The following is a 14,864-nucleotide window of genomic DNA, read 5'->3' as shown; positions in this document are numbered from 1 at the left end:
CCGGCCGGTCCCGACGTGACCCGCCGCTCACCGGGCGCGCGAGGATCGGTTTGGCCCGCTGTGGCCCGCCCCACCAACCATCGGTGGGGAGTCGCTCGCCTCTACAGCGAGGATCCACAACAAGCCATTGGAAACCCGGTGATCGCTGGTGGACATAGCGCTAGATGCCCGCGTCGAGCGCCAGTGCCGTCGCCTCGCCGCGGGAGCTGACTTCTAGCTTCTTCAGCAGGCCGGCGACGTGGAACTTCACGGTGCTTTCGGTAATGCCGAGCTCGATACCGATGGCCTTGTTGCGCTTCCCTTGGGTGACAAGGCGAAGTACCTCGAGTTCCCGCCGGTTCAGGCTGCTCAGCTTGTTCCCGTCGGAACGATCGGGAGCTGGAGCGAGTGGAAGGCCGATGGTGGCGCGGCTGCCCCAGTCGGGCACGGCGTCGAGCTCGACGGCGGCGCCTAGCGTACGGGCACGGCCGTCGAGCTCGCGGCGCAAGGCGTGGGTGTCAAGGCGGCCGGCGCCCTGGTCGCGCACATCGACCCGTAGCGACGTGTCGTCGCAGTTCCAGGCGATACGCAACCGTGCGAGTCCCGGCTGGGCGGTGAAGGCCAGCACGACCGTACGGGTCATGGCGTGCGCCGCGCGGGCAATCTCGCCGGGCACTGGGCGTACGTCCTTGGGCGGTGGCACGAAATCCAGCTGCGCGTCGTGGTGGCGCAGCATCTGGCGGATCTCCTTGCGCAGCTTGGCGAACACGGCCGGCGCTGGTTCCTCGGACGAGGCCAGGTCGGACTCCTGAGCGGTGCGCAACGCCACGAGCGCGGCGGACGCGGAGTCGGTGGCGGCGAGACGGGCGCGGCGATCGTCGAGGCCGGTGGAACGCAGCGTCGTGAGAATGGTGACGAGCGCGGTCTCGTGGGCCGCGGCCATCTCCGCGATCGTGCGTGCCCGCTCGGTCGACGCCGCGCGCGATTCAGCGAGGTAGTCCGGACTGGCCTGGGCAACCTGCTGCCGGATCGACGTCGCGACGATACCGAAGAGCTCCGCCAGGACCTCAGGCTGAGGAAAGCGCCTGGCCGCGCCGCGAGCGACGAGGACGAGCAGCGTATCCACCGGATCCCGCACCACCCACACCGCGCGGGACTCCCCGGCTATCGTCGCCGTGGTGCAGAGCGGACGACCGGGTTCGATGCGCGCCTTGAGGTCCTCCAGTTCCGCGAGAGTGACCTTGTTGATCGTCTCGATCGCCCCGGCCACCTTGCGAGGGCGGCCGGTGCACTCGCGGGTGAAGATGATCAGTGCGGTATGTGGCCAGCGGTCGGCCAGGAACCGGGAGAATCGCCCGGCGATCTCGTGCAGCGGCCCCTCGATCACCTCACGCAGCCCGGCAAGTTCCGTTCCCATCCGAACACCCTAGCCGAAAGACCAGGTTTCTCTCGTCCACCAGCCAGGTCGCGTACGGGGAAAGCGCAGCTAATGTCGCTGTCGCAACAACCGCCGATCGAAAGAGGAACCATCTCCATGCCACAGCAGGTGCGCGGTGTCATCGCCCGTTCCAAGGGTGCGCCGGTCGAGCTGACGGACATTGTCATCCCTGACCCCGGTCCCGGTGAGGTCGTGGTCGCGGTGGCTGCCTGCGGGGTATGTCACACGGATCTGACCTACCGCGATGGCGGGATCAACGACGAGTACCCGTTCTTGTTGGGTCACGAGGCCGCGGGCACCGTCGAGAGCGTCGGCGAAGGCGTCGAGTCGGTGCGACCCGGTGACTTCGTCATCCTGAACTGGCGGGCGGTCTGCGGTCAGTGCCGGGCCTGCAAGCGGGGCCGCCCGCAGTACTGCTTCAGCACGTTCAACGCGACGCGGAAGATGACCCTGACCGACGGCACGCAGCTCACCCCCGCCTTGGGTATCGGCGCATTTGCGGACAAGACGCTTGTGCACGCCGGTCAGTGTACGAAAGTTGACCCGTCCGTCGACCCGGCCGTCGCGGGCCTGCTCGGCTGCGGGGTCATGGCCGGCGTCGGCGCGGCGATCAACACCGGTGCGGTGGGGCGCGGGGATTCCGTGGCCGTCATCGGCTGTGGGGGAGTGGGCGACGCCGCCGTCGCCGGCGCTCGTCTGGCCGGCGCCTCGACGATCATCGCCGTGGACCGCGACGCACGCAAGCTCGAGTGGGCCCGAGACCTCGGAGCCACCCACACCGTCGACGCCTCAGCCACCGACGCCGTCGCCGCGATCGCGGAGCTGACCGGCGGGTTCGGCGCCGACGTCGTGATCGACGCGGTAGGGCGGCCGGAGACCTGGAAGCAGGCGTTCTATGCCCGCGATCTCGCGGGCACCGTCGTGCTCGTCGGCGTACCGACCCCGGACATGCGCCTGGAGATGCCGCTGCTCGACATCTTCTCCCGCGGTGGCGCGCTGAAGTCCTCCTGGTACGGCGACTGCCTGCCTGAGCGGGACTTCCCCATGCTGATCGACCTGTACCTGCAAGGCAGGCTGCCGCTGGACAAGTTCGTCACCGAACGTATCGCGATCGACGAGGTCGAGAAGGCGTTCCACACCATGCACGCTGGTGAGGTGCTGCGATCGGTCGTGGTGCTATGAGTGGCACGCTGCGGATCGACCGCGTGGTCACCTCCGGGGTGTTCCAGCTCGACGGCGGCACGTGGGAGGTGGACAACAACGTCTGGCTCGTCGGCGACGACGACGAAGTCGTCATCATCGATGCCGCTCACGACGCCGAGTCGATCACCGAGGCCGTGGGCTCCCGTGCCGTCGTCGCCGTCATGTGCACTCACGGGCACAACGACCACGTCACCGCCGCGCCGCGTCTCGCCAAGGAGTGCTACGCGCCGGTCCTGCTGCACCCCGGCGACGAGGAGCTGTGGCGGCAGAGCCACCCGGACGAAAAGTTCTGGCCGGCGACCGACGAGCAGCGGATCGCCGTGGCGGGCACGGAACTGCGGGTGATCCACACCCCGGGGCACTCGCCCGGGTCGATCTGCCTGCACCTGCCCGAAGCCGGGGTCCTGTTCACCGGCGACACCCTGTTCTCCGGAGGCCCCGGCGCCACCGGCCGCTCGTTCTCGGACTTCCCGACGATCATCTCCTCGATCCGGGAAAGGCTACTCACCATGCCCGGCGACACCCGGGTCTACACCGGTCACGGTGACGGCACCACGATCGCCGCCGAAGCCCCGCACTTGGACGAGTGGATCGCCCGCGGTCATTGACTCGGGCACGTCAACCGCCACCAAGGGCGAAGGGTCACCAGGCCGACGTTGTCGGTGTGTTGGCCGTTGCCGAACAGGCAGCCCTCGACCCGGTCCGCCGATGGCCGCTGCGCCAGTGGCAGCATCGTTGAACACCAGTCACCTAGAGGCGAGATCGATGACGGGATTCGGTGCGGGGTTCTGAGCCGGCGGTGTCGGTCGAGGTGGGACGTTGTATGTGCGGGTGCGGCGGCACGGGGGCTCGAGGGACGCGTAACCGGGCTTGCGTCAGATGGTCAGAGTCGGTTGCTCCGTGGCTGCTCGGATGTCGGGGAACTGACAGGGACGCGGCGGGATTGGGACGGACTATCGGCCTGCGTGGCAGCGCAGTCAAGAACTCATGCCCGAGCGATGTGCAGCCGCACCTGCGAGGACGTGACCGCCTTCGTTTGGACGTCACCGGACCACATCGGACCACACAGCCCCCTGCCAGATCGTTTTGCTACGGATCAGAAGGCTAGGGATTCGAGCCCCTTCGGCCGCACAAGATCCAAGGAGCCTGACCTGTGGAAACGCAGGTCAGGCTCCTTGGCTCTCGTCCCATGTGGACGCGTGGCTGCCCGCCCGACGAGCGTCCCTCCGTCCCGCACTGTCCCTGTGCATCGACAACGGCTCGCTCCCGAAGGCGATAGAGCAAGTCAAGTCTCCGGTCAGACGTCGGTAGCCAGCCGGGTCCTGGGATGCCACGCCCACCCGGGCGGCGCGAGGGTTCAGATGGCCCGCTGTGGCCTGCCCCACCAACCGTTTGGTGGGGAGTCGCTCGCCCAACAAGCGAGGATCCACAACACCCCACCGGAAACCCGGTGAACGTTAATGGACACAGCACTAGCGCCACCTGCTCGTCTCACTGCTGCTTGATGGACAGCTGGTATCGAACCGCTGCCACTGTCACACCCACTGCTGCTGCGGCCAGCGCGACGTGTCCGTAGCGGATGCGGCGTTCCACCTGGCCGTCGTTCGGTTCCTCTGGGATTTGGTCGAGCATCGGCGTCACGCCCTTCCGCTGGTGGCGGCCCGCGTTCATCTGGTAGCCCAGCGGCAAGTTGAGGTTGAGGGCCGCGAGTCGAATCGACGGTGCGTTGCGCACCACGAGGCGCGGGGTCGGGTGGGTCTCGGCGTCTACGCCCCCGACCAGGTGACGGGGAACGACATACCGGCGGAACGGATTCTTGACGATCACGTGCCTCGACGTGACGACGATCGAAGCCGCCGGCGCAGCCAGGTAGACCCAAATGAGGCCGGCAGCGTCCAAGGCGAGCAGGGAGGCCACCATTCCAGGCCCCCTGGCCCACTGGGTGAGTACCGGAATCAACATCCCCAAGCCCCAGATGAGCGCGAACACCACGTGCAGAGGCTCCAGCCGCCGATATGCCTGGGCGTTAACCACCGCCGGATGGTAACGACCGCGGGCAAGCACGGGCATCGCCGAGCGTCACCTCCGAGAGCATCGGCACCGGAGCCGAACGCACGATCATGTCAAGCGTCAGGTGGGGGACGCGGGTGTAAAGCATCAGCCGGGACAGGCCAGACGGGCTCTGGGGCGAGTTGCCGAATTACCTATCGAATCAAGGCGGCCCGCAAGCGGGGCGCGCGGCCGCGCTCGGCCTGCTGGCGGCGCGAGCGCTGGCATCGGCCGGCGAACCGGCCGATCCTTGCAGACTGCGCCAAGTACCCGGAACCGATGCCTCCGGCGGGGGTTCTCTGACAGAGATGGGCTTCAGGCAGAGGCAGCGACGCCCACGCCGTCGCTCAGTCGAGCAGTCGTTGACGGTCAACGACGGTCAGCTCCTGGACGTGCTCGTCGGCGGGGCGGCGCAGCGGGCGATGCCCATCGTCGTGGTGATCATGTCGTCGTTGCGGCGGGTCGCGACCACATAAGCTACGTTCCTGATCCTCCCGGTCCGACTGCCGCTCCCGCGGCGAACCTGGAGACCCTCCGCGCCCGTGTTCACGCCTGTGCCCGGCGCCGCCGGCGCGCAACAGGCGATCCACCATGCGTAGCGCCTCCGGCTCCGTCTCGTACTCCGACCGTAGCCTTTCCCGGTGTCCCCGGCCCGGGGCGACCACCGGCCAGCGCGTGCGGCGGATGAGCCCACGTCCCGACGCCCGCCCGGCGGACCTCCGCATCCACGCAGCGATCGTACGCATGTTCGATGGCGCGGCGGGGTGGGGTAGCGAACCATCGGGGGTGGGTCATTCGCAGCGGTCTTCGGCACCTCGGCCGTACGGCTCGCAGCAGTCGGGGCGGTGCCGGTAGACCCGCAGGTCCCGGCCGTGCCGGTGGCCGTACTCGGTCGTGATCTCGTACAGGCAGGCCTGCCACACGACGGTTTCCCCGCCGCCGGGCACCACCTGTCCGTCACCCGGCCCGCCGCGCAGCAGCACGTCCACCCTTCGACGGTACGTCCACCCTGAGCGCGCGACGCGGCGCATGAGATTCTGCTCCCCGGAGCGGGCGGCGCTGCGGGCCGCGGCTGGTCTTCCGGATTGAACGCGTCGTCCAGGAATCGCCCGTCGGTAGCTGCGGCGAGGATCCTCCGCCTGCACGTGGCACCCGGCCCAGCGTCACGCGCGCCACGACCATCCGCCGGCGCCATTCGTTGTCGCGGATCTGGGCCCGAGGCGGCCCGCGTCTCCCACGATGACGTGGGGGTGGCGGAGGATGAGCGGAACGTGCGGCCGGCGTGGTGGGGGCTGGAGGTGACTCCCGCCCGCTCACCGGCGGGCGCCGGAGCGGAGCCGGTGTTGCGCCGCCCAGTCGCGTCAATGCTCGCGGCACTGGTCGACGTGGTGCCTGAAGGTCCGGGCCTTGTGCACGAGCCGAAGCGGGACGGTTCTCCAGAGGCTTCGAGGTGTCTCAGGGGCAAGACATCGCCCAGAGCAGTCAACCTGACCGTGTCGGACCCAACTGGGTTGATCGAAGGCCGGCACAGCCTCCTGATCCGCAAGAACGCCTCGACCGGTGAGCTGGCGTTCTACCGCTACTGGACCCCACAACCGGCCACCCTCGCCCAACTCCTGCGGGTCGCCGGGATCCGCTGGACAGTCGAAGAGAGCTTCCAGGCCGCCGAAGCCAGGTCGGCTCGACCAGCGCCAGGTCCGCCGCTGGCACTCATGGCACCGCTACACCACTCTGGGCCTGGCCGCCCTCGTCGTCCCGACGATCTGCGCCGCAGAGGCCGCCACCCGCGCAACCGAGGACGCCACCGGCCTGATCAAGCTCATGGTCAACGACGTCCGCCACCTGATCAACCTCTTCATCATCCGGCCGATCAGCGAACTCGCCCACCGTCTGCACTGGTCAGGCTGGCGACGTCTGCATCAAGCCCGAGCCCAACGAGCCGACTGCACCCGCCGACTCAACCTCGAACTTCGGCCGTGATCCCGAACGGCGGCTGCCTTACTACTGCATGACCTGATGGGATGAAGGAGTGTGCCTCGCTCCTCCATGGATGACGACTCATGCGCGAACCGCCCAACTCGCTTCTGATCTGTCGTGCCGAGGAAAAGTCGTCGACCGCCCCGGCTACTCTCTCCTGCCAGGAGCCAGTAGGAGGAGCCGGCGATGGACAGCGAGATCTACCCGATCAGCGACGGTGACGGCTTGATGGTCATCGGTGAGGCCGAGGCTGTCGAGAAGCGCCTCGTCGCGGAGGGCCTGTGGTCGAAGTCGCAGGACCTCGGTCAGCGGCTCAAGCCCTTCCTTCGTGTGGGATCCGCGGCAGCGCAGGCCGGCTCTGAAATTCAAGCGACCTCGGCTCGTTGGGTATTGCTGACTAAAGAGTCAGCGCGCCGTACGAAACTTTCCGGCTTGAGGGAGGCCGCGAAGTCAGGCAATCCCACCGGAGTGTTCAAGGGGAAGAAGCCCGGCCAGATCGGCGGATTCGTCGAGTTCCTGAAGGGTCCCCAGTCGCTGCTGAGCCCGGCATCGCTGACCGGTATTGCGGGGATCATGGGCCAGGTTGCCATGGAGCAAACCATGGCCGAGATCACCGCCTATCTCGCTAGGATAGAAGTGAAGATCGACGACGTCCTCCGGAAGCAGGACGACGCGAAGGTGTCGGACCTGATCGGAGTGCGCCACGAGATCGAGCTGGCCCTGGCGATCCGGAAAAAGCTAGACGGACACTTCTCATCGGAATCGTGGTCAAGAGTGCAGCACACGCCGACCATCATCCAGGCAACCCAGGATTACGCGCTGCGCCAGCTCAACGCCATTACAGAGAAAGTGCATAAGGCGAGTGCGGTCCGCGATCTGGCCCAGGCGGCCGAAGAAGCAGAACAGCTTGTCGTGGACTGGCTGGTGGTTCTGGCTCTCTGCGTATACCTGCAGGACGCGGTCGACTCGCTCTACCTCGACCGGGTCTTGGACGGGTCGCCGGAGGAACTGGGCGCGCATCTTCACGCCCTCACAGAAGCCCGAACCGAGCGGTTCGACCTTCTCTCACGCGGTACCGAGGCGCTTCTGGCCTGCTTGGATGCCGCTGCCCGCACAGCCAACGACAAGGTGCTGCTGCACCCGGCGATCTCTCCGGCCGTGGTGCGTTCCCGCAACCATGTCGCGGCTATTGCCCGTGACTTTCATGACCAGCTCGGCATCGATTCCGACAGCCGCCAGGCATGGAAGGCCACGCGTTGGTCAGATGCTGCCGCATTGGCGGGGTCCGCAGTGGCGCAAGTCGCTGCTAAGAGCGCGGACAGCCCGGTTGCCGTGTCGGCTGCCGTCACGGTCGCCGTCACGGTCGGGAAACAGTTGCGCAAGAAGGCATAGCAAAGGCTGCTGCCCTTCGTCGCTCGTGCTGGGCTGCGGCGGTGGTATCCGCCGCAGACCGGCCGCACCGCGCGGTGTCAGTCAGCCTGGAATGCGTTGGATTCGCGTACCGCAGCGTAGCGGTCGAGCAAGATCGGCACTCCCGTGTGCACCCACCATGGAACGTGGACGGCACCGGCAGACATGCCGTGGCCTGGGTCGAACTCGGGGACGTATATCGCTCCGGCGTGGTCGTGCCACAGTGCCGATCTGCGGCTGGTGAGAGGTTCGCCAACAACCTGCTCGATGGTATTCAAGATGAGCGTCCGTAAGGGGAACCAGTCGTCTGGCAGCGGCGTGTCGGCGAACCGCGCGCGAAGTTCTCGCCACAGGTAGAAATCGCCGCGCAGCGAGTACTGGATCGGCTCGCGCTCGAACAAGGAGCCGACGGTGTCTTTGCCGACGGGCGCCGGACAACGAACCCAAACCGCCGCACGGGTTCGCTTGTGCATGGCTTCGTCGAATGCGACGAGCCGCACCTCGTCAACGCGCGTCTCAGCAGCCGCGATGGTCTCAATCGCCGCCGCGATGGCATCGGCGCGTGGCCAGCCGCGTACGCCAGTGCTAATCAACGGGAACGCGATGGTGCGGGCGCCCACTTCGTCGGCGACCTCCAGCGCGCGCCGGTAACACGACACCAGCACCGAGCGGTCGCGCTGCCCGGCGTTGTAGTTCGGGCCGACCGTGTGGATGACCCACCGGGCGGGCAGGTCGCCTGCTGTTGTCCATCCCGCGTCGCCGGCGGCGAGGCCGTTAGGAAACCGGGCAATGCAGTCACTCAGGATCGCCGGGCCTCCGCTGCGATGGATGGCGCCATCCACACCGCTGCCTCCGCGCATAGCCTTGTTCGCCGGGTTGACGATGGCGTCGACGTCCTGCGTCGTGATGTCACCGAGAACGGGGGTGATGACTGGCACGGCGTCATTCTGCCTGGAGGCACCCACAAAGCAGCCACCACCCCGGCACACGGCTCCACCGCTCCTGCCGCTCGCGGTGCAGCCCGACACTTGCGTCGCCGGCGGAGCGGTCACCGTGGAAGCGCCACCGAACCCTGGCTGACCAAGGCAGCGAAAGTCGCGCTCACGCGAGGACGCGATCGGTCACCCCCAGTATGTACCATCTGCGTTCAAGATCCACAGCGAAGGGGAAGCGGTGAGGATCAATCCATACGCGTGGCCCGAGGGTGACGAGGAAGGGGACGTACTCATAGGAATTGCTCCCAAGCGTGTGACTCTTCTCCTTGAGGGCCGAAACGCGTGGCACTCCACATGGATTCGCTCATACGAGGGCAGTGCTGCAATGTTCTCGGAGCAGCGATCTGCTCGAGACGCGGCCGAGCGGCGACGGAAGCAGGGGTCGGTCTTCTACGTCTTCGATACACCGGCGCTCCTCCTCTTCGGCGTTCGCACCAACTGCGTCGTGACTGACTTTCACCAGGATGACCCATTTCAGGGCTTCGCAGGATTTCGGCAGCCCACATACGATCCGTGGCTCGGATGGCGAGGCATTCTCCCCGGCGTGAGTGTGCGGACCGCTGCCGCGTCGATCGGCCCGGAGCGGTCCATGTGGGAAGACAGGCGACTGAGCCGACACTCCTTCATCCGCGGAAGCGTCGGCGACGGCAGGGAGATCGCCGACGTGGAAGATGAACTGGTGAGCGTTTCCTCCTTTTCTCAAGGCAGTGCCTACCGGCTCGGTTGGCGCAAACGCGAGCAGCGCTACTCCACGACCGGAGTCAACAGGGTCGCCGACGCCTGGTTTGAGCACCTGCACGCAATTCCTGAAGTCCGGAGGCTGATGAGGGACGTGTGGGAGGCATCCGACCACGGCGCCCATCTCCCGCTGGAGAGATCCGTAGAAGAATCTCGGGAACTGCTGGCCACGGCCCTCCTGGACCACGCTTCGAGCACGTGGAGACCGCACTAAGCAATGTTAGAGTTAGAAAGCTTGTGCGGCATCAGTGGCGCGGGGTTGCCAGGTGGGCGGGCGGCGAAAGGATCGTTTCCGCTACTGCACGACGAGTGGGTAGGCCAGCGAAAGGCCAAATTCTCGCCACATCAACGTCATGGCTCGCTGTGTTCCCAGCATCAGGGCAGCGGAATTGGCGAGTACCGGCAAGCCGGAGCCGCGGCGTGACCGTTACGGCTCTTCGACGACCTACCGCAGTTCCGGGTTGAGTGTCCAGCCATGCCTGCCGAGCCGCCCGCGCAGCTCGGCCGGCGCAGCGCGCGCCGGTCGTCAGGGTCGTGTAGCGGGCAGCGACCGAGGCCGGGTACGGGCGCCGGCGGCGTGCTGATGCGCCCGCGCGATGGTCGAGTCGACGCTGACGTCCCGGACCGCCGCCACCGTGGCACTGTTCAACCGTCCACCTGGAGAAACGAGCGATGCCAATCCCAGCGGAGCCGAGCGTCTTCAGCTCGCCGTGGGAGCCGTGTCTGGTGGCTGACGCTGTGCGCCGCCTCCTTTACCTCATCGTGCAAGCCGCCGCTGATGGGCACACACGCTCATCGGTCTCTTAGGTCGGCGCCACCTCGCCGATCGCCTGGTCCAGGATTTCCAGACCGAGGGTCAGCTCCTCCCGTGTCGTGGTGAGGGGTGGCGCGATCCGGAAGGTGCCGCCCATGCCGGGCAGTTGCACGACGTTCATGTGGAGGCCGAGTTCCAGACAGCGGCGGGTGACGTGGGCGCCGAGTGCGTCAGAGCCTTCTCGCGTCTCCCGGTCGACGACCAGCTCGATCCCCTGCATCAGGCCGCGTCCCCGTACGTCTCCCACCACGTCGTGCCGGTCTCGTATGTCGAGCAGTCCGGCGCGCAGGAACTCGCCGAGCTCTCGCGTCCGTACGTCCATCTGTTCCTGTTGGAGCACGTCGAGCACGGTGTTGCCGACGGCGGCGACCAGAGGGTCGGACACGTGTGTGGTGTAGAAGAGGTAGTTCAGCTCGTGTGCCCTCTGTTCGATCTCTTCGGTCGTGACCACCGCGGCGAGCGGTAGGCCGGCGCCCAGCGTCTTGGAGAGCGTGAGGATGTCGGGCACGATGCCGTCGCGTTGGAAGGCGTACCACGTGCCAGTGCGGCACAGGCCGGTCTGCGCTTCGTCGATGATCAGCAGCATGCCGCGCTCGTGGCACTTGCGTGCCAGGGCGGCGAAGTAGCCCGGCGGTGGCTCGATGACGCCACCAGAGCTGAGGATCGGCTCGACGATGCACGCCGCGAGGCTCCCCGACGACTGGGCGTCGACGAGCGCGAAGCCGTAGTCGAGCTGCCGCTGCCAGTCCAATTCGCCGTCCGGGGTGGTGAAGTCGGGGCGGTACGGGTTGGGCGTGGGGATCACGAAGTTTCCCGGCGGTGTAGGCCCGTACCCCTTGTGGCCGGTGCTGTACGTCGCGGCGGCCGCGGCGTGCGTCATGCCGTGCCACGACTGGGCGAAGGCGACGATCTCGTGCTTGCCCGTCACGAGCTTGGCCATTCGGATGGCCGCTTCGTTCGACTCGGCGCCGGTCGTCAGCAGCAGCGCCTTTTCCAGCGGCGGGGGAAGCGACTCGGCGAGCCGACGCGCGAGGTCGACGACCGGGCGCGACAACATGCCGCTGAACAGGTGGTCCAGGCTGGCGATCTGCCGCTGCACTGTTTGAACGATCGCGGGATGACAGTGGCCGAGGATGGCGCTCATCTGACCTGAGGTGAAGTCCAGGATCTGCCGGCCGTCGGCGGTGTATACGAAGCTTCCGGCCGCGCGCTCGATGATCTCTGACGTGAAGGGAGCCCCGTAGCGCACCAGATGACGGTCCGCGTCAGACCAGAACCGATCGGCGGAAATCTGATCAACAGTCAGCGTCATGAGCTCACGATAGGACCGTTCGTTGTGCGCGAAAAGCTGAAGTTTCTGGTTAGGCTGTGCGGAAATTCCGTACAAGGAGCTTCCGATGCGGCTACACACGGCGCGCCTGGAAATGCTCAGCCTGTTGGACAGCCTCGGCACCGTGCGGGCCGTCGCCGCGGCCCTACAGATGAGTCCGTCAGCGGTGTCAGCGCAACTGGCGGTCTTGGAGGCGGAGGCCCGCACCGAGCTCCTGCGGCGCGCCGGCCGCCGCGTACAGCTCACGACCGCCGGTCGCACGCTCGCCCGGCACGCCCGCATCATCCTCGACCAGATCAAGGCCGCCGAGGCCGATTTGCAGGGCCTGTCCGGACAACCGACGGGGCCGGTACGGCTCGCGGCATTCTCCAGTGCCATACGCGCCGTCGTCATTCCGCTCGCCGCGCGGCTGCGGCAGGCGCATCCGAAGATCGACCTGGAAGTCTCCGAACTCGACCCGCACGCCAGCCATCCGGCCCTACGCCGCGGCGACTACGACATCATCGTGACCGCGGACTTCATCGACGGGTCCCTGCCGCTGCATCCTGACGTGCACACCATCCCCCTGCTTACCGACGCCATCGTGCTCGTGATGCCGCGGTCGCAGGCTGCGTCGGACGCACCGGCGGATCTGGCGGACTTCGCCGACGCGGCCTGGTCCATCGATATGCCCGGCACGTACCTGTCCAACCTCGTGACGAGCACCTGCCGGCAGGCCGGCTTCGAGCCGACCGTGATTGGCCGCTTCGCCAGCTACGAGTTGCTGCTGGCGCACATCGAGGCGGGCCTGTCCGTGTCGCTCCTGCCCGAGCTGGCCGTGGACCGTCGCTACCACGTCGCCACCCGTCCGCTGCGCCGACCGTTGACCCGTCACGTCTACGCGGCCGTTCGTAGCCGATCAGCTCTCACCGCGGCGTGCCAGATTGTCCTGGACGAACTGTTCGACCTCTCAACGACGTCCGCTCTCGACTGGCGCGACGGGTTCGGCCGCCAACCTGCGGGCGGCCAGTTGGTCGGTCACGTCGGCGGGGCCGGCGTTGAGTCACCGGTTGAAGGCGTCCTTCGGGTCGCAGGCATATGAGGCGCTGCCCAACCGACGCCCGCAACGCCACGCGGTAATCCTCCAGGGTCTTGGCCTCGACCGAGCACGTGTGCCGGCGAGCGACGCCAGCACCATTCACCCGCGCCCTCGTAGCGGCCACCCGGACCGCTGCGCGGGCATCGGGTGGGAAACGTGCTCCTCAGCGTGCGTCGTGGTAGCGGCGGTGAAGGTCGTGCACCTGCTCGGCGAGTTCAAGCACCGGTCCCTCCACCACGACACCAGGAGCGATGTCGCGGATGGGCAGAGGCCGGACGGGCGGCGCAGGCACACCCAGCTCGGCCAGCCAGCCCGCCAGCTGCTCGGAAGAACTCACGTAGACGATCCTGCCGAGGCCGACCCATCCGTGCGCGGCGGCGCACATCGGGCAGTGCTCTCCCGAGGTAAAGACCGTCGCCTGCGCACGCTCGTCAGCGGACATGTTCGCTGCGGCCCAGCGAGCCAGTTCGAACTCCGGGTGGCGGGTCTGGTCGCCGCCCGCCACGCGGTTGTGATCCTCGGCAAGAGTGGTTCCGTCGGCAGCGACCAGCACCGAGCCGAACGGCTCGTCGCCCTTGTCCAAAGCCTCGGCAGCCAGCTGGACACACCGACGGAGGTGACGTAGCTCCGTGTCGCTAACCACAGAATCTCCCAGAGTCAAACCGCGGGTCTTGAACATGCATCGTGTGGAACGGTCGCCTCGCGTGGTGGAGATGGCCTGCTGGCCCTATCCGTGCTCGGCGTGACACGATGGCGAGGTTCCCAGGGTATCCGCGGCTGCGTGCGTGATGCAGCGCGTCGACACCACCCATGTCTGGCAGGTGAACGTGCGCGCCAGCGGCCACGAGAATCTCCGTGACCTGCTATTAGTGACCTCGTGTGCGATTGGCTGGAGTCGCCTCCCGGGGGATAGGCCGCTTCATCGGGGGCGGGGTGTGGGCTGGTCGGGCCTTCAAGGGCTTGGTGGGTCCGTTGCGGCCGGTGTGTTGGTGGTCGGACAGCAGGCCGGCGGTGGCGTGTGAGTGTCGATCCCCCTCCGTTCGAGCTTCAACCGATGCGATCCAATGCCGTCGCGCCCGAGCCGGTTACGGGTTTGACGTCAGCCAGGGAGGCGTGACGGGGGATCTCCTGCTGCCTGTCAACCCGGCCCACGCCGGATGTGCCCGCCGATGTCGTCGTCTTGTGCGCCGCGATGACGGACCCCGGTCAGACACTCGCTGCACGGCTCCGGCGGGATGTGCTCGCGCCAGTCACGTCCACACTCGGGACAGTCGCCGTACCATCCCGGCCATCGTCGCTCCTCACCGGCTAACGCCTGCGCTTGGCGTATGACCTGCTGCTACGGGCCGAGTCCAAGACAACTCCTCCAAGATCAGTCCGTGGATAGTCCGTGGCGGTTCGGGCAACCTTCTGGGCGGCGAATGCGTACGTGCGGCGGGTGATGTACCACCAGCAGGTCTCCTGGTGGCGGCGCCGCCGCCTCGCCGAACGACTGGACCCGGAGCCCACCGACCGGCCCGGCGACGACCACTCGGACGCGACCGCCCTGCGGCTCACCCTGGCGGCCGCGCTGCGCCAGCTCACCCCGCGCCAACGCGCCGTGGTCGTGCTGCGGTTCTACGAGGACCTGACCGAGACGCAGGTCGCCGAGGTGTTGGGCTGCTCCGTCGGCACGGTGAAGCGGCACGGCCACGACGCGGTACGCCGGCTGCGCGCCGTCGCCCCCGACCTGGTCGACCTTGCGGCGGAGAGGAGCCCGCGATGACCGCCCGACTACGCGAGTCGCTGCACACTGCGGCGGCCGACGTTCCCGCGTACCCGGTCTACGAACGGTCGCTCGCCACCGCCCGCCG

Annotated in this window: 13 protein-coding genes; 7 read left to right on the top strand and 6 right to left on the bottom strand. The window is 67.4% G+C overall.

Annotated features, from left to right (window positions below):
* Positions 1–160 precede the first annotated feature (160 nt).
* Complete coding sequence (locus tag ACFY23_RS25380; RefSeq protein ID WP_350676638.1) at positions 161–1,396, bottom strand: LuxR C-terminal-related transcriptional regulator; 1,236 nt, start codon at positions 1,394–1,396, stop codon at positions 161–163.
* A gap of 117 nt (positions 1,397–1,513) precedes the next feature.
* On the opposite strand from ACFY23_RS25380, the gene ACFY23_RS25375 reads away from it, so the two are divergent.
* Positions 1,514–2,599 carry an S-(hydroxymethyl)mycothiol dehydrogenase gene (locus tag ACFY23_RS25375; protein ID WP_350676640.1) on the top strand — a complete coding sequence of 362 codons (1,086 nt, stop codon included), beginning with the start codon at positions 1,514–1,516 and terminating at the stop codon, positions 2,597–2,599.
* Positions 2,596–3,228: an MBL fold metallo-hydrolase gene (locus tag ACFY23_RS25370; protein ID WP_350676642.1), complete on the top strand. Its 633-nt coding sequence runs from the start codon at positions 2,596–2,598 to the stop codon at positions 3,226–3,228. The genes ACFY23_RS25375 and ACFY23_RS25370 overlap by 4 nt, the downstream gene beginning before the upstream one ends.
* An 883-nt stretch (positions 3,229–4,111) precedes the next feature.
* Here ACFY23_RS25370 and ACFY23_RS25365 read toward each other — a convergent pair.
* Together ACFY23_RS25365 and ACFY23_RS25360 are read right to left on the bottom strand one after the other, a co-directional pair.
* On the bottom strand, positions 4,112–4,654 hold the full coding sequence (locus ACFY23_RS25365) for a hypothetical protein (protein WP_350676644.1): 543 nt from the start codon (positions 4,652–4,654) through the stop codon (positions 4,112–4,114).
* Between the two features lie 806 nt (positions 4,655–5,460).
* Positions 5,461–5,658: a hypothetical protein gene (locus tag ACFY23_RS25360; protein ID WP_350676646.1), complete on the bottom strand. Its 198-nt coding sequence runs from the start codon at positions 5,656–5,658 to the stop codon at positions 5,461–5,463.
* An 832-nt stretch (positions 5,659–6,490) separates the two neighbouring features.
* Here ACFY23_RS25360 and ACFY23_RS25355 point away from each other — a divergent pair.
* The gene (locus ACFY23_RS25355) at positions 6,491–6,649 is read left to right on the top strand and encodes a hypothetical protein (protein WP_350676647.1); all 159 of its coding nucleotides are present in this window, start codon (positions 6,491–6,493) and stop codon (positions 6,647–6,649) included.
* 183 nt (positions 6,650–6,832) lie between these two features.
* Positions 6,833–8,038, top strand: a complete 1,206-nt coding sequence (locus ACFY23_RS25350; RefSeq protein WP_350676649.1) for a hypothetical protein — start codon at positions 6,833–6,835, stop codon at positions 8,036–8,038.
* Between the two features lie 77 nt (positions 8,039–8,115).
* Here the strand turns inward: ACFY23_RS25350 and ACFY23_RS25345 are convergent, their stop codons facing one another.
* Positions 8,116–8,994, bottom strand: coding sequence for a macro domain-containing protein (locus tag ACFY23_RS25345; protein ID WP_350676652.1), 879 nt, complete (start codon positions 8,992–8,994; stop codon positions 8,116–8,118).
* A gap of 235 nt (positions 8,995–9,229) precedes the next feature.
* Between ACFY23_RS25345 and ACFY23_RS25340 the strand changes: the two genes are divergently transcribed.
* Positions 9,230–10,003, top strand: a complete 774-nt coding sequence (locus tag ACFY23_RS25340; RefSeq protein WP_350676654.1) for a hypothetical protein — start codon at positions 9,230–9,232, stop codon at positions 10,001–10,003.
* 589 nt (positions 10,004–10,592) lie between these two features.
* Here ACFY23_RS25340 and ACFY23_RS25335 read toward each other — a convergent pair.
* Positions 10,593–11,915, bottom strand: coding sequence for an aspartate aminotransferase family protein (locus tag ACFY23_RS25335; RefSeq protein WP_350676657.1), 1,323 nt, complete (start codon positions 11,913–11,915; stop codon positions 10,593–10,595).
* A gap of 85 nt (positions 11,916–12,000) precedes the next feature.
* On the opposite strand from ACFY23_RS25335, the gene ACFY23_RS25330 reads away from it, so the two are divergent.
* Positions 12,001–13,014, top strand: coding sequence for a LysR substrate-binding domain-containing protein (locus tag ACFY23_RS25330; protein ID WP_350676660.1), 1,014 nt, complete (start codon positions 12,001–12,003; stop codon positions 13,012–13,014).
* A gap of 160 nt (positions 13,015–13,174) precedes the next feature.
* Here the strand turns inward: ACFY23_RS25330 and ACFY23_RS25325 are convergent, their stop codons facing one another.
* Positions 13,175–13,690 (bottom strand): nucleoside deaminase, encoded by a 516-nt coding sequence (locus ACFY23_RS25325; RefSeq protein WP_350676662.1) that lies wholly within the window; start codon positions 13,688–13,690, stop codon positions 13,175–13,177.
* A 711-nt stretch (positions 13,691–14,401) separates the two neighbouring features.
* On the opposite strand from ACFY23_RS25325, the gene ACFY23_RS25320 reads away from it, so the two are divergent.
* Complete coding sequence (locus ACFY23_RS25320; RefSeq protein ID WP_350676664.1) at positions 14,402–14,776, top strand: sigma-70 family RNA polymerase sigma factor; 375 nt, start codon at positions 14,402–14,404, stop codon at positions 14,774–14,776.
* Positions 14,777–14,864: the final 88 nt, after the last annotated feature.

It is taken from the genome of Micromonospora sp. NPDC000121 (assembly GCF_042899165.1).
GTDB lineage: Bacteria > Actinomycetota > Actinomycetes > Mycobacteriales > Micromonosporaceae > Micromonospora.
This window is presented reverse-complemented; position numbering and strand designations above follow the sequence as displayed.